This window comes from Brakhagea slesvicensis, assembly GCF_052161625.1.
Classification (GTDB): Bacteria; Planctomycetota; Planctomycetia; order Pirellulales; family Pirellulaceae; genus JBKCUI01.
Map to the genome: position 1 here is coordinate 946105 of NZ_CP197412.1, position 19150 is coordinate 965254.

The window sequence follows — 19150 nt, forward strand, 5'->3', positions numbered from 1 at the left end:
TGCCTAAAACATCCCCTCTCCCAGTACTTGGAGTTCAGCAAATGAAGAAGCTGTTCCTTGGTCTCTTGCTCGCCACGAGTCCCTTGAGCCACACCTTGGCACAAGATTCCTTGCATGGTTTACCTCTTGCTTTTCAAGATGATTTCGAAAGCGGGTCTGGGAAGTGGGAAACGACCGATTCCCAGAGTTGGTTTATCAAGGATGAAGATGGCAATAAATCCTTCGCCATCAACAAGCGGATCAGTGATTATCAACCCAAAGTAAGAAGCCCGCACAACATCGCGCTCATCAAGGGGCTTGATGCGGACGATGTGGTCATCACCTTCCGTGTGAAGAGTACGATGGACACCGGCAACCATCGCGACTGCTGCGTCTTTTTTGGGCACCGCGATCCAGAACACTTCTACTATGTGCACTTGGGAGCGAAACCGGATCCCGCCAGCGGGCAGATCATGATCGTCAACGGAGAGCCAAGGCGTCCTTTGACAAAGAACGAAAAGACCGTCCCATGGGATGACGCTTGGCATCAAGTCAAGTTGGTACGCCAAGCGGCCGCTGGCACGATCGAGGTTTATTTCGATGACATGGAGAAACCACACCTAAGCGTTGTCGACAAAACGTTTGGCAAGGGGCGTGTTGGAATTGGATCGTTCGACGATATGAACGCGTTCGATGACATTCGGGTTTATGCAAAGAAACAGGCGCCTTCGACCGCAGAGAAGAAATTCCCGGCCCGACCCGAGCCCACCGTCGCCGATTTCGTCTACGGAAGCGAGTCCGAACGACAGCGATTTGATTTCTGGAAAGCGAAGTCCGATAAGCCGACACCCGTTGTACTGCTGATTCATGGTGGTGGGTGGGTCAATGGCGACAAGAAAAGCTACGGCGGCAATATCATCAACAAATATTTGGAAGCCGGCATTTCCGTGGCTGCGGTGAATTATCGATTTATCGCGCAGGCGATGGAACAGAAAGTCGAGCCACCTGTCAAAGCGCCGGTTACCGATGCGGCGCGCGTCGTACAGACCTTGCGCAGCAAATCCAAAGAATGGAATATCGACCGGAGTCGCATGGGTGCAACAGGAGGTTCTGCGGGAGCTTGCACATCGCTTTGGTTAGCGCTCCATGATGACCTTGCTGATCCGAAGAGCGCAGACCCGATTGCTCGCGAATCAACTCGCCTGACCTGTATCGGTGTAACAGGTGCTCAAACCTCGCTCGATCCCATCCAACTGCGTCAGTGGATCGGAAACGCGATTTATGGAGGGCACGCATTTGGATTCGCCGCCAAAGGACGCACTAGGCCTCAGGAGTTCGAGTTGCTTTTGGCCAATCGCGAAAAAGTCCTTCCCTGGATTCGAGAGTATTCCCCGTATGAATTGGTCAGCCAAGATGATCCAGCGATCTTTTTGGAATACCCCAACCAAAAGAAACCACCAGTCTACGGTGGAGAGGAAGCGGACCCAACCCATTCCGCCCTGTATGGCATCGAGTTTCAGAAACACTGCAAAAAGGTGGGGGTTCCTTGCGAGTTGGTTTTCCCTGGAAATAGCGATTCCAAGTTTACGAACATGCACGACTTCCTGATTCACCACTTGTCGAAAAAGGGTTCGGAATGATATTGCGGAAATCGGCTTGCTTGGCAATCTCGGTATTCCTCGGCCTTGGAACGACTCACGAAGTGATGGGGGATTGGCCAGGCATTCTAGGCCCGCAGCGAAACGGTCACGCGAGCCCCGATGAGACTTTGACAGAAAGTGCCGAGGCGAATCCCTCCGTGCGATGGGAGCTGTCAGCCGGACAAGGTTTTGCGGGAGCCGCAATCGCGGGGGGAAAGGTCTGTCTGTTTGATCGCGAGGGTGCGAACGACCGAGTCCGGTGCATCGAGTTGTCAGATGGCAAGGAAGTTTGGCAACAAACACTCCCATCTTCGTATCGCGGAAGCATCAATCCGGATTCGGGTCCGCGATGCGTGCCTGCAATCGTCGGGACTCGCCTTCTTTTAGCCAATGCCGCAGGCGACGTCACTTGCTTGGACTGGAGCACAGGCAAAAAGATTTGGCATCGCCCCCTCCGTAAAGAGTTCGGTGCAGAGGAAGGTTATTTTGGAGCGGGCTCGACGCCTTGGGTTGGCAGCGACAGAATCATCGTCAATGTCGGATCTAGAAAGGCAGGTATTGTCTGCCTGAAACTTGAGGATGGATCGACCCTTTGGACGGCGACCGCCGCAGACGCCAGTTATGCCTCCCCCATGGCGGTCGAGGTGAATGGCGAATCGCAAATCGTCGTCCCTACCCGATTGACCACCTATGGCTTGAACCCTGTGAGTGGAGAAGTTCTTTGGGAGTTTCCGTTCGGGCAACGGGGCCCGACCGTGAATGCTGCAATGCCGATCGGTATTGGAAAGGATGGTTATTTGCTCACGGCCAGCTACGGGATAGGGACCGTCCAGTTTCGACCGGGACTTAAGAACGCGAGTGTTCTTAAGAAAGGGGAGTTATTGAGCAGTCAATATGCGACACCAATCTTCCACAACGGGTTCGTGTTTGGATCAGAAGGGCGTGAGGATATGGGAGGAAGCTCCTATCGATGTTTGGATGTGGGTCAAGGAAAAGTGTTGTGGGAGAAAGAGAACATGCCGATCTGCCACACCCTCGAAGTAGACCAAAAGCTGCTTGTTTGCGGAATTGACGGCCAGATCTGGTGTATCGCTCCCTCGGGGGTAGGATTTGAGCCCAAATGGTCTTCCCGTTTGGCTGCAGGGACCTACAGGGCATTGCCCGCGTTCTCGAATGGGCGACTCGTTGTGAAATCCGATGATTCTTGGATGGCGGTGGAGTTCACGGAGCGATGAAAGTTCAGCCTTGGGTTGCCCAAGCCCTATTCTGGCCCACCTTTGGATGGAACTGGATTTTGGGCCGATTCCTTCGTGTTCGAAACTGGTGGGATAAGATCGAAGACGTCGTGCTTCTGGGTGCCAGACCGCTGCGACGCGACATTCCTATCCTTGCATCGCAGTGGAACGTGACCGGTGTTGTTAACATGTGCGAGGAATATTGCGGGCCTACCGATTTATACGAGCGATGGAAAATCGAGCAACTGTGGCTTCCGACAACCGACTTCAATCACCCCACTTTGGCTTCGGTGCAACGTGGAGTTGAGTTTATTCAGAAGCACGTCGAGTCTGGGGGGCGGGTTTATGTGCACTGCAAAGCGGGCCGAGCCCGGAGCGCGACCGTCGTGTTATGCTGGTTGGTCAAGTATCGTGGGATGAGTCCAGACGAAGCCCAACAAAGACTGCTTCAAATGCGGCCACATGTGAATTCTTCGTTGCCCAACAGGCCTGTCGTGCAAGAATTTTGTGCCGACCTAGCGGCGCACGCCTGAGGAACGATCTAGATTGGAGGTACCGGTTTTCGGTCCTCTTCCCATTCCAAGGAAAGTTAGCGACATGCGAGCGAGCGAATCGACGAATCTTTACTTTCAGCAAGCGGCGGATCATCTCAAGATGCCCGAATGGCTGAGAAAGCTTCTTCTGACGCCAAAACGTGAAGTGACCGTACAAGTCGCCTTTGAACGCGACAATGGAATGATCGAAACCGTGCAAGGCTACCGAGTTCAGCACGACAATTCACGTGGCCCAATGAAAGGTGGCCTTCGGTACCACCCCGCAGTCGACCTCGACGAAGTCCGCGCTTTGGCCGCCCTGATGACTTGGAAAACTGCAGTCGTGGAGCTTCCCTACGGCGGGGCAAAGGGTGGCATCGGAATCGATCCGAAAACCCTGTCGAAAAAAGAACTCGAACGGATGACGCGGGTTTTCGTCAACGAGATTCATGAGATCGTCGGACCCGACACCGATATTCCGGCGCCTGATATGGGGACCAACTTTGAAGTGATGTCGTGGTTTCGGAACCAATGGGAAAAGTACCATGGCTTCAACCCGGCTGTTATCACCGGCAAACCTGTCGAGGAGTACGGGGCGCGAGGTCGAGAAGAAGCGACTGGGCGAGGCGTCGGGATCATGGCAGTGAAGCTGCTGAAAAGGTTGAATGTGCGTCCTGACCAATGCCGAACAGCCATTCAAGGCTTTGGCAATGTTGGTTCGCATGCCGCGAAGTTCTTAGTCGAGTCCGCGTTTCCTGTTGTCGCGGTAAGCGATCTAAGCGGGACTTACTTCCATGCAAAAGGCTTGAATATCCCCGAGATGCTCTCGTATTCGCTCAAGAACGGGAACCAGCTCACGGGGTATACCGGTGCCGAGCGACTGCCAGCGGAGGCCCTTCTCGAGCTCGACGTCGACCTACTGATCCCAGCCGCGTTGGGGGATGTAATCCACAAGAAGAATGCAAAGTCGATCAAGGCCAAGACGATTATCGAAGCAGCGAACGGCCCCGTCGATCCTGAGGCCGATGAGATTTTAAAAGCTCGCAATGTGACCATACTGCCGGACATCCTAGCGAATGCTGGCGGGGTGACGGTGAGCTATTTCGAATGGGTGCAAAATCGGCAGCACTACCGATGGAGCTTGGACCGCGTTCGCCAGGAACTAGACCGAACCATGTCCGATGCTTTTGAGAACGTCTGGCAGCAGGCATCCAACGAGCGAGTTTCCCTGCGAACGGCCGCCTTCATGCTCGCGATTTCACGCGTACAACGAGCCACCGAGCTTGCAGGTTCCTCCCTTTAACAACCCCTTGAGCCGCGATGCCAATCCCCTCTCCTATCTGGTCCGTCACCATCGTTCTAGTCTTAGGTGCAACAGAGTGTTTCTCTCAAAGCGAGCTACCGTTTCCGGCAAAACCGGTACCTCGCGTGCAGGCGATTCCTCATCCTGGAGGGGAAGCCTCATTCCAGATCGATGGCCGGGAGGTCACGCGTTTGCATTTTGGAACAGCGCACCGACGAGCTTTTCTCTATCCGGTTTATGCCAGCCGGGATATTTCCTTGACTCGGATCGGGCATCCTCACGATCCTTGGGGGCACAGTCATCACAATTCGCTATGGATGGCCCACTTTCAAGTGGACGGAGTCGATTTCTGGGGAGACCGCGGTAGTAAAGTAGGGCGTGTGGAGCTTTCGAATCTACCTCGCGAAGCATTTCGGGACGGCGATGACTCCGCATCGGTCACCCTTTCCTTGAACTGGAAATCGGAATCTGACGACCTGGTATTGCTAAAGGAAACACGCGAAGTTGCTGTGCATCCGCTTGAGGGTACCAAGAACTGGCTTTTGGTCATCGACTCCGTTTTCACCTCTTCCAAGGGACGCAACGTGACGTTGGGGGCGACCCCTTTTGGAATGGCAGCCGTCCGCATGGCCAAGTCGATTGGAGTTCACGATGGCGGAGGCCGAATCTTGAACTCCGACGGAAAGGTGAATGAGAAGGAGGTTTTTCGCCAACCCGCTACTTGGGTGGACTACTCAGGAAGGATCTCGAACGATCCCGATGGCTTCGCTGGAATCACCCTATTCAACCATCCAAAGAACCCATCGCATCCCACTCCGTACCATGTCCGAGACGACGGTTGGATGGGGGCATGTTTGAATCTCGATCGAGCGATCGAGGTCAGCCAAGAGAGTCCATTAAAGCTTCGCTACGGATATTGGATACACGACGGGGTCCCCTCCATGGAATCGATCGAACGAATGGCCAACCTTTTTTGCGAACTCTCTGTTCCCAACCTTGATGTTCCCTGACGCACCGACGACGTCCAGGACTCCGCAATAGCAGGTCGCTGGAGCGCTGGGTAAGGTTACACGAGCGACAGGAACAGGCCCCTCATTCGCTCTAGGAATTTGACATGGGTGAACTCCTGTTCAAAGCGTCTTCTACCTTCGATTCCCATCTTGTGCCGCAACTCGGGTGCATCCATTAGTTCCTTTAAACAACTTGCTACAGCCTGTACGTCCTGTGTGGGAACAAGCAGCCCATTCTCACCGTGAGAGACAATCGAGGGAATGCCGCGCCAGCGAGTAGCGACGATAGGCAAGCGAAAGGAGAGAGCCTCGAGCAGTACACAAGGGAAAGCTTCGCATTCATAATGAGAAGGGAAGCAGAAAATATCGGCGATGGAGAACATCTTCCATTTGTCCGGCCCAACTTTCTGGCCGTGAAGATGGACAAAGTCTTCTAGCTGCAGATTCAATATCTCACTTTCTAGTCGTTGTTTGTAAGCCTCGGATCCAAAACCACCGACGATGTCGAGATAAAATCTTGCTTTGGTTTCCTTGAGGATGCTGCAAGCCGCCAAAAGAATGGATACACCTTTCTCTTCGCTCACCGTTCCCAGGTAAAGAATTCGCGGAGGTTCATTCCCATCGTGCTCGGGTTCGCGTGGGAATTGGCTCGCTTCGTCTTGGATACCGTTCGAAACACACGCAACGGTTTTCGCGTTCAAGAAAGCACCATCGCGGGGACCGTACTCCGAAAGCTCGATAGCCACATCCGGTGCGTTCAATGCACGGAGAACCAGCCATCGTAGAGGATTGCGAAGTTGCGGGATCAGTTCGCTACATCCTGCAGAGTGAAAGTGAAAAACAGTTTTGGAAAAGAGCCACCGTGTGGTCAGCAGGATAACCGCGTCCCGTACCAGCGGAACGCGATTGGGTCCAGCCGGAGGATAGTAAAGAACGGTGGCCTGGTACCGAATTCTTGTCCATAGGATTTTAGCAATCACCCAAAAGAGATGGGTAATTTTCGCGAACTTCACTTTCCCAATTTCACCGAGGCTTTCGGAGAACTGCATGCGCACGTGATGCAGCTGGACATCAGGAACGGGCCCTTCTACCAGCATTTGGATCATGATGGCTTGGCCGTGGTAGGGAGGGGGCGTCTGTCCGACCACCAAAACCCGCACGGGAGGTGTATTCAATCGACGTTCTAGCGGCTGAGAATGATCCATGGATCTTGAGCGACGGGAAAAAAGGCATCCATGCTTCAAGGAAATTCGATTCCAACCTCACGCAGATCGGACGGGGCGATTAACTGGAAGGAGATTAACAGGAAGTAGTGTAATCGCAGTTTTGGCTACTTCGACGCGCGTGGGACTATAAAAACGGATCGAACCGACAATCCGGGCCGATCATTCGTTGTGGATGAATCATGAAGGGAATGTTCTCGACAATGCAGATGACACGAACTAACATTCGACCCTTGAGAACCATGGACATTCCCTCCCGAAGCTCCAAGGTAACAACACGCAAAACTACTTTAATTCCTTCGAGTTTATTCGCTCCACATATCTCGTGTTGCCCTCTGAATTGTCCCCCCTAACGGTTGCTCCCGATCCAGACGTCCACGTCACATGGCCGAAGCGATTCCCCGTTCTCAATGTTCTCGTCAGCGCGACTACCTACGAGGAATTAACCCACGTCATCTTGCAGACGGCGTTGAATCGGCAATCCGCGATTGTGAGCTGTCATTCGGTGCACGCGATTGTTACCGCGTCCGTATCCGAGGACCTCTGTCGAAAGGTTAACTCGTTCGACGCGATCACCCCTGACGGACAACCTGTTCGGTGGTCTCTGCGATATTTGCATGGAATTCGGCTACAAGACCGAGTGTACGGCCCCGAATTAACCCTGCGGGTTTGCGAAGAGGCGGCGAAAAGAAAGGTAGGAATCTACCTTTACGGCGGCACAACCGAAGTTTTAGAGAAATTATTTCGCGAGTTGCAAAAGCGATACCCTGGCCTGATCTTGCACGGAGAAGCCCCTCCCTTTCGAGCCTTGACCGAGGAGGAAGATCGAGCAGTCGTCGAACGCATCGAAAAGAGTGGAGCTGGAATCGTTTTCATCGGCTTGGGCTGTCCAAAGCAAGACGAGTTCGCATTCGCGCATCGAAGTAGCATCCGAGGCGTTCAAATCTGCGTGGGTGCTGCATTCGACTTCCACGCCGGCGTGAAAAAGATGGCTCCGCCATGGATGCAGCGAAACGGATTGGAATGGTTGTTTCGATTGTGCCAGGAGCCACGTCGATTGTGGTGGCGTTATCTTACCGCAAACAGCAGTTTTTTATACCTTTTGCTAGGCCAGTTCTTGCGAGGTAAAAAGTCACCCAATTAACATGGCTAATTGGTAAATTCAACCTGACAGTCAATTCAAACCCAAATCGCATGAACAATAAAGTCGTACTCGTCGCCGGTGGTGGTGGTTTCATTGGCGGTCACTTGGTAGCCAACTTGTTAAAAACCCCAGGCATCCAAGTCCGCTCTGTGGACTTGAAGCCGCTCGATCAGTGGTACCAAGTCTTCCCTAATGTAGAGAACATCTCGGCAGACTTGCAGAACAAGTCCGATTGCGAACGCGTTTGCCAGGGTGCGTCAGAAGTTTACAACCTTGCGGCAGACATGGGAGGAATGGGATTCATCGAAAACAACAAAGCACTTTGCATGTTGTCGGTTTTGATCAATACCCATTTGCTCCAAGCCTCCGTCGCTGCAAACGTACAACGGTATTTCTTCGCCAGCTCTGCGTGCGTTTACAATGCAGAAAAGCAGCTGCGGTTCGATTTGGAGCCCTTGAAGGAATCGGACGCGTATCCAGCGATGCCAGAGGATGGCTATGGATGGGAGAAATTGTTTTCCGAAAGAATGTGCCGTCACTTCGAAGAGGACTTTGGACTAAAAACCCGGGTTGCCCGCTTCCATAACGTCTATGGCCCCCACGGAACATGGCGAGGTGGACGCGAGAAAGCACCGGCAGCGATTTGCCGCAAAGTGATCGAGGCCATTGCGAGCGGTCAGCATGAAATCTCGATTTGGGGGGATGGCAGACAAACCCGAAGCTTCACTTTTATCGATGACTGTATTCACGGCATTGATATGATTATGCAGAGCAGCATCGACCAGCCCATCAATTTGGGCTCAAGTGAAATGGTATCGATCAACCAACTCGTAGACATTGTAGAGCGGTTTTTCGGAGTTGAACTGGAACGCAAATATCAACTGGATGCACCCAAAGGAGTCAATGGACGCAACAGCGACAACACTCTCATTAAATCCTTGTTCGACTGGGAGCCCAGTACCAGTCTTGCAAACGGCATGAGGCAAACGTGTTCTTGGATCCGAGACGAATACATTGCGGATCTTCGAAAATCTGGGGACCATTCCGCAGAGGTCGATCGGTTGGTTCAAGCAGACTTGGTCGTCTCCAACTCCTAACGGATTCACTTTCGGCGTGGAGCCGATGAGAAACATGTCACGTCGCAGTCCAAAGATTAGTCTCGGGATGCCCATTTATAATGGGGCAGCATTTCTGCGGGAGACGTTAGATTCGTTGCTGCAGCAAACGTTTGGCGATTTTGAGCTCATCATTTCGGATAACGCATCGACAGACGAGACTTCCGACATTTGCCGTAGCTACGCGAAGAGCGATCCTCGAATACGTTACGAACGATTGATCGAAAATGCCGGGGCGATCGCCAATTTCAATCGCCTCCCTACGCTTGCCACTGGCGAATATTACAAGTGGGTTGCTGCCGATGATCTTTGCATGCCCACGTTTCTTGAATCCACGCTGCAAAGGATAGAATCCAATACCGAGACGGCTTGGGTCCACTCCGATTTTGGGAAGATCGATCAGTACGGCAATGTCCTGACAGCAGACGATGAAGCATCCGAAGGTTTGGCCCATTCATCCCAGGCCACACTACCGAGAAAGTACCACGACTCTCCTCAGCAACACAAAAGGTTTCAAGGAGTCTTGCTAGGAACGACGTGGTGTGCTGATGTCTATGGCCTTATTCGCAAATCGGTGCTTGAGCAGTCGCACCCGATGCCAACTTGTTACGGAGCGGAGAAGGTACTCTTGGGAGAACTTGCTTTGAGGGGCAAGTACGATCAAGTACCGGAGACTCTCTTTTACCAGCGAGTGCACGCCAAGACATCCGGTTCAATGACCACTCGAGAAGAGCAAGAAGCTTATATGGCCCCCCAGAAGAAGCGGACACGGCTTTCTGGGACACGACTAGCACTATTGAAGGGGCATTTTCGATCGATTGGCAATGTCCCGATGAGACACTCCGAGCGATTGTTTTGCTTATTTGCAATCCTTCAATACTTGACCCAGTTTTCGAAATGGCCGACGTTATTTCGATCGGAACTTTTTCATGAGCCGATTCGCAGGCCTGCGTTGCGTCCGAACGCGACAAGGCCGGCGGATGGTGAAGGCAGAAAGCTGTCGCCCCATCCATGAGAATCGCGAGAACTATGACTAGGGATCGTTCCACGGCATGCCATCTCAATGAAAACAAGATGTCTTGCAACGCCTGTGCCTCCTCTGCGACCACGCCGTTTTTCTACCTCCCCGATCTCCCAGTCCACGTCGGGCATTTCTATGATGATGCAGGTTCCGCTCGAGCGGCACCTCGAGGTGACGTGGAACTTGCATACTGCCATGGTTGCGGTCACATCTTCAATCAACTTTTCGATCCAGATCGGATCGATTATCGACCGGGCTACGAAGTTGCTCTCTATCACTCCCCTTTGTTTCGAAGCTTTATGCAATCGGTGGCTGAGCGCCTTCAGAACATGTATCAATTGCAAGGGAAGACTATCCTTGAAATTGGTGCCGGAAGCGGTTGGTTCCTTGAACTGCTTTGCCGATTGGGAGGTAATCGAGGGATTGGAATCGACCCAACGATTCATCACACGGGTATCCACCAAACGAACGGTATTCAACTTGAAATGATTCGGGATCGATTTGACAGACGATTCCAATGCCAGTTTGATGTTTGGCAACCTGATTTTATCTGCTGTCTTTCGGTGTTGGAGCACATCGCGCAACCCAGACACCTGCTGCAAGATCTCCGTTCTATGCTTGGCCACCGGAGAACCCAAAACTATTTCGAAATATTCAACGCGGCGCGCGCCATCCAGCGGCAAGAGGTATGGAGCATTCACTACGAACAATGCAGCTACTTCTCCGAGAATTCGTTTCGTCGTTTGTTCGAATCCTGCGGCTTCCAAGTCATCACGGGAGGGGGATGCTATGGGGAGGACCAGTATCTTTTCGTCGACTGCGAACCGGCTCTCGGTGATCCCCATCAGGAAAACGAACACCTTTCGTCATGCAAAACGATGAAAGACGAGGACAATCGCGAAGGTTCGAATACCCTGCCTCTAGATATCTCTCAATTTGCGAGGCACTTTGCCGCACGATGCGAAATCTGGAGCCAAAGATTCCAAACCTATCGGGAGCAGAACAAACGGGTCGTGTTCTGGGGGACTGGGGGCAAAGGAGTAACCTTCCTGAATACTTGCCCTTCCGCTTCGTCCATTGAATTCGTCGCCGAAATCAATCCCGCCAAACAAGGGAAGTTTGTTCCTGGGAGCGCGCAACAAATTGTCGCACCCGAGGATCTGATCCAGATTCAACCTGACGTGATTATCATCTCCAATGCAATTTACGAACAGGAAATCCGTGACCAAGCCCGTCAAATGGGCTTGCGCAGCACACTCTACGTCGCTTGATCGCCTCATCGCTGGTTCGCCCTTGAATAATGTCGACAAACCTGGCGGTGGGAACTACCATCGTATCTGATCTGCTGTCAAATCCGGGGTGGTACCTGCATCATGAATCCTAGCTCAGAACCCGATATTTCACCGACCGCCATCGCCCGGGCGTTATATAGGCATCGAACAAAAGTCATTCTTTTGTTCCTTCTCTTTTTCGGTGCTTTTGCCGCGGTTGTGCTTTCTGCCAAACCCATGTATCGGTACGAGGCAAAACTATTCCTGCGACTAGGTCGAGATAGTGTTTTGCTCGACCCAACGGTCACAGCCTTGCAGACTCAGACGCTAAGTATGCCGACCACTCGCGAAAACGAGTTGAATTCGACCGTTGATCTTTTGACCAGTCGAATGCTGCTGGAACGTCTTGTCGATGAATTGAATCCCGACTCCATTTTGGGGAAAGCACCGTCGAACCAAGGGGAAGCGGTTCGTGCATCCCAAAGCGCAGGATCCGATTGGTTGAAGTCGCAACTTGAATTGCTTTCGAAACCAACTCGGGAAAAGGCAATCGAGTTTGTGGAGTCAAGGCTGGATGTTTCTGCAGTGAAGAATTCGAATGTCATTGGACTCTCATTCGAACATCCGTCAGCGGAGACGACAAGGCTGGTGGTTCAAAAGCTCATCGAGCTCTACATGAAGGAGCATCTTAGGATTAATCGCGCTCCAGGAGCTTACGATTTCCTTTTGAAACAAACCGCTGCGGTACAAGAGCAATTGGCAAAGACCGAGGCGGAGTGGCGCGATCTCAAAAACGAATCTGGAGTTGCAAATGTTACCGAAGCCAAGCGACTCATGATTGAGAGCTTGGACGATTTGGAAGATGATCTGCGTATCGCGCAAGTGGAGCTATCTGCATCCAAAGGCCGGCTGAGTTTGTTGCAAGAAAAACTCCAACGCATTCCCGAGATGCGCGAGACATCCAGAGCCGACGGGCAGCTCGCTGCAGGAGCGGATTCCATACGAGGCCTGCTCTATGCGTTGGAACTGAAAGAGAAGGAGTTGTCGGCGAAATACACCGAACAGCATCATTTGGTCAAAGAAGTTCGGAAGCAAGTGAATGATTCAAGAGATTTGCTTGCACGAGAAGTCGAGAACCGGCGTGAGTCCACGACGAGTACCAACAAAGTCTTCGAAGAAACGGAGCTTCTGCTGGTAAAAGAAGAAAGCGAAGTGGAATCCTTTCAAGCTAGAATTTCTGCGTTGACCAAACAAATTTCCGAGACCAAGTGCGATCTGCAGAAACTGAACAATATCGAGCTTCGATTCGTGCAACTTGAACGAGATACGCGACTGCATGACTCCAATTACAAACGCTATTCCGAGAGCCTGGAGCAGGCGCGAATCGACCAAGAGTTAGATTTACAACGGATCTCGAATATCAATGTTGTTCAACCAGATCGAGCTCCGGATCGCCCCGTAGACTCTAAACTCATGATCAAGCTCGCTGGTGGTTTTTTAGCAAGCTGCCTTGCGAGCTGCCTCATTGCGATTGGTTTGGAGCGTATGCGTCCCCCTAGCGATCCAAAGAACCAATGAAGTCCGGCGACGCGAGAGCTGACGATTTGCATTCGGACAATACATGAGAGAGGATGCCTCCATCATTTGTATCGATGAGCCAGACACCAAGAAGCCTCAGCGTGTAAGCGAACACCTTTGGTTAGTCTTGTTGATGCTCAACCTGTTCGGGTTTGCTTTGCTAGGACGAGGTTGGGCCAACCTCGGGATTCCTCCATTGTTTGTTGGGGAATTGCTGTTGGCGGTCGGCGCGTTGGTTGTTTTCCTTTCGGGGCGGTGGAACCTTCTCTTTCAGTCCAAGCTTGTTTGGCCACTGATGGCACTCGTAGCCTGGGGAGCCTATCGAACTCTTCCTTACATTGGCAAGTATGGATTTCATGCGCTACGCGATGCGGTTCTAGTAGGCTATGCACTCTTTGCGATTCTCGTGTTCGTCTATGTTTGCTCGAAACCTGAGCGACTCGGGATTCTTGTCCGTGGGTATTCACGCTTTGGAACTTGGTTCCTGATATTGATTCCCCTTGTATGGATTCCATCGCAGTTCTTGCAGGATGCTCTACCGACCAATCCAATCACCTTCCTGTTTTTGAATGCGAAAGGGGGGGATACGGGCGTGCATTTAGCGGGGCTGATGGCCTTTTGGGCTGTCGGTCTTGGGGCAGCTCCGTCCATGAGGCTACTGCTTCTGTTCTGCTTTACCTTTGCATGGGTTGCCGCGATCAACCGGGGAGGATTGCTTTCATTCTTGCTGGCGCTTTCCTTCGTTTGTTTTTTCAGGCCCTACAACGTCGTCGTCTGGCGATTCGCGTTGCTCGGAGCTTCGGCGCTACTGCTTCTCTTGGTCATAGACTTTCGAATCCAGATTCCAGGTCGAGAGCGAAAGATCGAAGCCACGCAGTTCATCGAAAACATTACGAGCGTTGCGAGCAAAACCAAACGTGGCGATTTGGATGGGACCAAAGAGTGGAGGCTTATGTGGTGGTCCGAGATCGTGGACTACACCCTCTTTGGCCGGTACTTCTGGGTTGGCAAGGGTTTTGGGGTGAATCTGGCAGACGACGATGGATTTCAAGTCTCGGCGGACGGTTCCCTTCGAAGTCCCCATAACGGTCACTTAAACGTGCTAGCTCGGGCTGGAGTACCAGGTTTCGCTATATGGTGTGCTGCGATGGGAGCTTGGTTGATCGCCATGCTCACGGAATTGCGTCGAAGTCTTGTCCATCACGAGCGAAACTGGACCAATCTGTTTTTGTTCTTAACGGCTTATTGGATTGCGTTCCTCAGCAATGCAACGTTCGACGTTTTCTTGGAGGGACCGATGGGCGGAATCTGGTTCTGGAGTCTATATGGAATCGGAATGGCCGCAATCTGGATCCATCGCCACAGCCCGGAGTCTCTAGACCTAGCTACCCGGTCAAATTTATTTCCAAACTGCCGATGACAAATAGTCGCTCCTTCCTACAATACAGGAGGAAGTTTGTGAAATTTTTCACAAAGTCAGAGCTCTGCAGGATTCGGAAACGTGGCGAACTACCTACCGATTTTGATCTATCTCGTTGCCGTGATTGGATTTGCGGCTGTCTCGCTGTTGCTGCCGCACTTGGTAGCCCCCCGGAAACCGACGCGGGTGAAGGACATGCCCTACGAATCTGGGATGGATCCGGTGGGGGATGCTCGCAAGCCGTTTGACGTCAAGTTTTACTTGATGGCGATTCTCTTTCTCGTGTTCGACATTGAGCTGATCTTCCTCTATCCGTGGGCTGTCTCGCTGCTCGCACCGGATGGAGTTCCCGCCGTGTTCCGACCTGCTGTTTTGGGAGTTCTTATGGTTCTCCTAGCGACGCTTGGGTTGGCTTATGTGGTTGCTTACCGCAAAGGAGTATTCGATTGGCGACGGAAGTAAACAAAACGCTGGGCGACAACGTTTTCTTAACCACGCTAGACGCTGCGGCTTCGTGGGCACGGGCCAACAGTCTTTGGCCAATGCCTTTTGCAACCGCCTGTTGTGGCATTGAGTTGATGAGCACGGCCGCGAGTCGGCACGATTTATCGCGTTTCGGCAGCGAGGTGATGCGATTCACTCCGCGCCAGTGCGACTTGATGATCGTTGCGGGTCGGGTCGTGATGAAGATGCTACCGGTCCTGCAGAGGATTTGGTTGCAGATGCCTGAACCGAAGTGGTGCATCTCCATGGGAGCCTGTGCGTGCACCGGAGGAGTCTTCGACACCTACGCGGTGGTGCAGGGAATCGATCGTTTTATACCTGTGGACATCTATGTCCCGGGATGCCCGCCGCGTCCGGAGCAATTGATCCGTGCGATTATCGATTTGCAGGAAAAGATCCAATCGGGCGGCACCATCAACGCTCGAGAGTTCAAGCTTCGTGTGTTACCCGAGGGTCCTCAGCGCTTTGATGAGGATGAATTGATCCGAATCCGGGAACGGAATGGATTAAAACTGGAAAAACCTAAATACGATCCCATCCACTAGGACTTACACAGGCCGAGATGGTTCTCTGCGTTCGCATGGGATACCACTTGGAATCGGCGGGGAAAAGGAAACATGGCAGAATCCGCAGCACCATCCAGTATCCAGGAACGGCTTGGGAACGAGCTCCCGAGCACGCATTGGGCTTGGTCAACATTCCAGGATCAAGTTCGAGCGGTTGTACCCGCCACGGAGATCCTCGCTACGTTGCATGCTTGCAAGAGGATTGGTTTCAACCAGCTTACCGACCTTACTTGCGTCGATTTGCTCGAGTACGGAAATGTTTCGGATCGATTCGAAGTCGTTTATTTGTTGTTGAATGTCGATACGGGGGAGCGATTGACGCTCAAAACCCACGTCAACGACCCGGATCCCAAGCTTCCGTCGGCCACTCCCGTCTGGTTCGGTGCGGATTGGCTCGAGCGCGAGGTGTATGACATGTACGGCATCGTGTTCGAAGGTCACCCGAACTTCAAGCGACTCTTGCTTCCGCAGGAGTTCCAGTCCTTTCCGTTGCGAAAGGACTATCCCGTGAAAGGTCGCGGCGAGCGACACAATTTCCCAGTGATCACGCGAGCGGAAAGCTAAACGAGGACTTCTCCATGCCACTAGAATTGATGGACCGCCCGGATTTGGACGCCGGTCACAAAGAAGGGTTTTGGACGCTCAACTTTGGGCCTCAGCACCCAGCGACGCACACCACCCTTCGATTGGTGTTGCAGCTCGATGGTGAAATGGTGATGGACGCCGAGCCGGACATTGGGTTCTTACACAGTGGTTTCGAGAAGCTTGGCGAGGTGCTCGACTTCAACCAGTACGTCACCATTGTCGACCGGATGAACTACATCTCTCCGCTCGCGAATGAAATCGCTTGGCACCATTCCGTCGAGAAGTTGCTCGGAATCGAGTTAACCCCACGATGCAAATATATTCGAACCATCTTTGCTGAGTTGATGCGAATCCACGACCATCTTCTCTGCACAGGGACCTGTGTTTTGGACTTGGGCGGCGCTACTGCCTTTATGTATGCGTTCAATGAGCGCGAGTACATCTATGAGATTTGCGAACGTGCTTCCGGGCAGCGGTTCCACACCTCCTACACACGCGTTGGGGGCCTGCTCTACGATGTCACGGACGACTGGATCGATATGGTACGCAAGTTCTGCAGGAGCTTCCGAAAGGCCTATCGCGACTTCTCCGGATTGGTAATGAAGAACCGGATTTTCGTCGAGCGCACCCAAGGGGTCGGTGTTCTGACTTATGAGGATGCGATTGCTGGCGGGGCGACCGGACCGGTGGCACGTGCGAGCGGGGTCGTCCGCGATCTACGTCGCGATGAACCCTATCTCGCGTATGACGATTTCGATTTCGATGTTTGCGCCGCTCAAGGTGGCGATTGCTACGCTCGTTTCCAAGTTCGAATGTTGGAAATGCTTGAGAGTCTCAAAATCATCGAACAAGCCATCGAGAACTTGCCATCGGGACCGATTTACGCGGAAGGGACCGGCAAGGAAGGTCTGCCAGACAAGCGAGAGGTGTATCGAAGCATCGAGGGTTTGATCCATCACTTCGAGAACATCATGCCAAACAGACAAATGCCTGCACCGAAGGAATCCGTTTATGCTGCGACCGAATCGCCAAACGGGGAATTGGGCTACTACATCGTTGGTGACGGATCGTTCCGGGCATACCGAGCAAGGACACGGCCACCTTCTTTGCTCCATTTCTCACTATTCCCACGGATGATCCGAGGCTGCATGCTGAGCGACGTCGCCGCGGTACTGGGAAGTATCAACATCATTGCAGCGGAGCTAGACCGATGAGCGATTTGAGTTCGAATGCCAAGAAGGTGATCGAGGATCACATCGGGCGATACCCCAGCAAACAAGCTGTCACACTGCCGGCATTGCACATCGTCCAAGAAGAGAAGGGATGTGTTAGCAATCGCGCGATGAAAGAGATCGCAGAAATCCTGGGCCTCTCCCCGGCACAGGTCCACGACACGATGTCCTTCTACGGATTCTTCCGCACCGAGGAAGATCCCGTTGGAAAGGTTCGTGTTTGGATTTGTCGCTCGTTGCCTTGCATGCTCCGCGGAGGCGAAGAATTGCTTGCAGAACTTTGCGAGCGATGGGGTGTGCAACCGGGTGGCACCACCGCAGATGGGCAAATCACCTTGGAATTGGCGGAATGCTTGGGCGCCTGCGACGGCGCTCCGTGCATGCTGGTCAACGATGAGTTGAGTTTGCGAGTCGATGCCGACGAAGTGGAAAAACAAGTGCGAGGAAACGGATGAGCAACACGGAATTCAAACCTGTTCTACTCGGGAGAATCGGTCGGCCAGACAGCCAATCGCTAGCGTCCTATCGAGCGGATGGCGGTTACCTAGCGTTGGCAAAAGCCTTGTCGATGCCGAACACCGACGTGATCGAGGTCGTGAAGTCATCCGGTCTTCGGGGACGAGGCGGAGCAGGCTTCCCGACGGGTCTCAAGTGGACGTTTTTGCCCAAAGATGTCAACGGCCCCATTTATCTGTGCATCAACGGGGACGAGAGCGAACCTGGAACCTTCAATAACCGCGTGCTGATTGAAGAGGATCCACATCAAGTTCTCGAAGGGATCGTTATCAGCAGTTTCGCCACCCGCGCGACCACAGCCTATTTCTATCTTCGCTACGAGTATGGCCGCTGCTACCGTGTTCTGAAACAAGCGATCGATGAGATGTATGCCAACAATCTGCTCGGCAAGAACATCCTCGGATCCAATTACAGTCTAGACATACACTTGCACCGAGGTGCTTGTGCGTATATCTGTGGGGAAGAGACTGGGTTGATCGAAAGTCTCGAAGGCAAGCGAGCTTGGCCACGCATCAAGCCACCTTTCCCCGCGATCGAAGGGGCGTTCCGCCGTCCGACCGTGGTCAACAATGTCGAGACGATGGCTTGTATTCCGCACATCCTGCAGCATGGCCCGGAATGGTTTATGTCGATGGGTGTCCCCAAGGATCCGAACAATCCACGCGACGCAGGCTCCTACGGTCCCAAGCTTTATTGCATTAGCGGGCATGTCAACAAGCCCGGACTGGTTGAGCTCCCGATGGGGATTACCGCCCGCGACTTGATCGATCAACATGCCGGAGGTGTCTGGAAGGGCCGAAAAGCCAAAGCGGTGGTTCCCGGTGGGATCAGCATGGGCTTTATGACCGAAAAAGAGCTGGACACTCCGCTGGACTTCAACGGACCAGGTCGAGTCGGCTGTTTGGGGCTTGGGACCGCCGCCGTCATCGTGATCGACGATCAGACCAGTATGGTGGATGTCCTTTACAACGCTTGTCGATTTTTCGCGCACGAGTCGTGCGGCCAATGCACCCCCTGCCGCGAAGGGACAGCTTGGTCGACGAAAATCCTCGAACGCATTCGCGCTGGGCATGGGAAGTTAAGCGACATCGATTTGTTGCTCGAGATTTCCTCCTCGATCGGAACGATTCCAGGCTCGACCATCTGCGGTTTGGCGGACGGTGCCGCTTGGCCTATCAAGACGGCCATTCATAAGTTCCGACCCGAGTTTGAAGAGTACATCACCAGCGGTCGCAAGAGCGAAAGCCGACTGTTGGCGGGTGCCCATTAATCACC

The 19150-nt window shown here is 52.9% G+C and carries 18 protein-coding genes; 17 read left to right on the forward strand and 1 reads right to left on the reverse strand.

Features of this window, described 5'->3' with window-relative positions; translation table 11 throughout:
* The first annotated feature begins 41 nt into the window (after positions 1-41).
* The 5 genes from SH467x_RS03660 (at position 42) to SH467x_RS03680 (ending at position 5700) form a co-directional block, all read left to right on the forward strand.
* Positions 42-1619, forward strand: coding sequence for an alpha/beta hydrolase (locus tag SH467x_RS03660; RefSeq protein ID WP_482369936.1), 1578 nt, complete (start codon positions 42-44; stop codon positions 1617-1619).
* On the forward strand, positions 1616-2854 hold the full coding sequence (locus SH467x_RS03665; protein ID WP_482369937.1) for an outer membrane protein assembly factor BamB family protein: 1239 nt from the start codon (positions 1616-1618) through the stop codon (positions 2852-2854). Before SH467x_RS03660 ends, SH467x_RS03665 begins: the two co-directional genes overlap by 4 nt.
* Positions 2851-3387, forward strand: coding sequence for a phosphatidylglycerophosphatase and protein-tyrosine phosphatase 1 family protein (locus tag SH467x_RS03670; RefSeq protein ID WP_482369938.1), 537 nt, complete (start codon positions 2851-2853; stop codon positions 3385-3387). The genes SH467x_RS03665 and SH467x_RS03670 overlap by 4 nt, the downstream gene beginning before the upstream one ends.
* A gap of 64 nt (positions 3388-3451) precedes the next feature.
* The gene (locus tag SH467x_RS03675; protein WP_482369939.1) at positions 3452-4690 is read left to right on the forward strand and encodes a Glu/Leu/Phe/Val family dehydrogenase; all 1239 of its coding nucleotides are present in this window, start codon (positions 3452-3454) and stop codon (positions 4688-4690) included.
* Positions 4691-4707: 17 nt separating this feature from the next.
* On the forward strand, positions 4708-5700 hold the full coding sequence (locus tag SH467x_RS03680) for a DUF6807 domain-containing protein (RefSeq protein ID WP_482369940.1): 993 nt from the start codon (positions 4708-4710) through the stop codon (positions 5698-5700).
* A 56-nt stretch (positions 5701-5756) separates the two neighbouring features.
* Here SH467x_RS03680 and SH467x_RS03685 read toward each other — a convergent pair whose 3' ends face one another.
* A complete protein-coding gene (locus SH467x_RS03685; protein ID WP_482369941.1) occupies positions 5757-6905 on the reverse strand; it encodes a glycosyltransferase in 1149 nt (382 codons plus the stop codon).
* Between the two features lie 343 nt (positions 6906-7248).
* Here SH467x_RS03685 and SH467x_RS03690 point away from each other — a divergent pair, with 343 nt between their 5' ends.
* The 12 genes from SH467x_RS03690 (at position 7249) to nuoF (ending at position 19145) form a co-directional block, all read left to right on the forward strand.
* The gene (locus SH467x_RS03690; RefSeq protein WP_482369942.1) at positions 7249-8067 is read left to right on the forward strand and encodes a WecB/TagA/CpsF family glycosyltransferase; all 819 of its coding nucleotides are present in this window, start codon (positions 7249-7251) and stop codon (positions 8065-8067) included.
* 50 nt (positions 8068-8117) lie between these two features.
* The gene (locus SH467x_RS03695) at positions 8118-9164 is read left to right on the forward strand and encodes an NAD-dependent epimerase/dehydratase family protein (RefSeq protein WP_482369943.1); all 1047 of its coding nucleotides are present in this window, start codon (positions 8118-8120) and stop codon (positions 9162-9164) included.
* Positions 9165-9231: 67 nt separating this feature from the next.
* Entirely contained in the window at positions 9232-10197 is a 966-nt protein-coding gene (locus SH467x_RS03700) for a glycosyltransferase family 2 protein (RefSeq protein WP_482369944.1), read from the forward strand.
* A 59-nt stretch (positions 10198-10256) separates the two neighbouring features.
* Positions 10257-11474 (forward strand): class I SAM-dependent methyltransferase, encoded by a 1218-nt coding sequence (locus tag SH467x_RS03705; RefSeq protein WP_482369945.1) that lies wholly within the window; start codon positions 10257-10259, stop codon positions 11472-11474.
* Positions 11475-11576: 102 nt separating this feature from the next.
* The gene (locus tag SH467x_RS03710) at positions 11577-13052 is read left to right on the forward strand and encodes a GumC family protein (protein WP_482369946.1); all 1476 of its coding nucleotides are present in this window, start codon (positions 11577-11579) and stop codon (positions 13050-13052) included.
* A gap of 43 nt (positions 13053-13095) precedes the next feature.
* Positions 13096-14472 (forward strand): O-antigen ligase family protein, encoded by a 1377-nt coding sequence (locus SH467x_RS03715; protein ID WP_482369947.1) that lies wholly within the window; start codon positions 13096-13098, stop codon positions 14470-14472.
* A gap of 81 nt (positions 14473-14553) precedes the next feature.
* The gene (locus SH467x_RS03720; RefSeq protein WP_482369948.1) at positions 14554-14934 is read left to right on the forward strand and encodes an NADH-quinone oxidoreductase subunit A; all 381 of its coding nucleotides are present in this window, start codon (positions 14554-14556) and stop codon (positions 14932-14934) included.
* A complete protein-coding gene (locus tag SH467x_RS03725) occupies positions 14919-15521 on the forward strand; it encodes an NADH-quinone oxidoreductase subunit B (protein WP_482369949.1) in 603 nt (200 codons plus the stop codon). Before SH467x_RS03720 ends, SH467x_RS03725 begins: the two co-directional genes overlap by 16 nt.
* A 72-nt stretch (positions 15522-15593) precedes the next feature.
* Positions 15594-16106 (forward strand): NADH-quinone oxidoreductase subunit C, encoded by a 513-nt coding sequence (locus SH467x_RS03730; protein WP_482369950.1) that lies wholly within the window; start codon positions 15594-15596, stop codon positions 16104-16106.
* Positions 16107-16120: 14 nt separating this feature from the next.
* Positions 16121-17341, forward strand: coding sequence for an NADH-quinone oxidoreductase subunit D (locus tag SH467x_RS03735; RefSeq protein WP_482369951.1), 1221 nt, complete (start codon positions 16121-16123; stop codon positions 17339-17341).
* Positions 17338-17814 (forward strand): NADH-quinone oxidoreductase subunit NuoE family protein, encoded by a 477-nt coding sequence (locus SH467x_RS03740; RefSeq protein ID WP_482369952.1) that lies wholly within the window; start codon positions 17338-17340, stop codon positions 17812-17814. Before SH467x_RS03735 ends, SH467x_RS03740 begins: the two co-directional genes overlap by 4 nt.
* Positions 17811-19145, forward strand: a complete 1335-nt coding sequence (nuoF, locus tag SH467x_RS03745) for an NADH-quinone oxidoreductase subunit NuoF (RefSeq protein WP_482369953.1) — start codon at positions 17811-17813, stop codon at positions 19143-19145. The genes SH467x_RS03740 and nuoF overlap by 4 nt, the downstream gene beginning before the upstream one ends.
* Positions 19146-19150 lie beyond the last annotated feature (5 nt).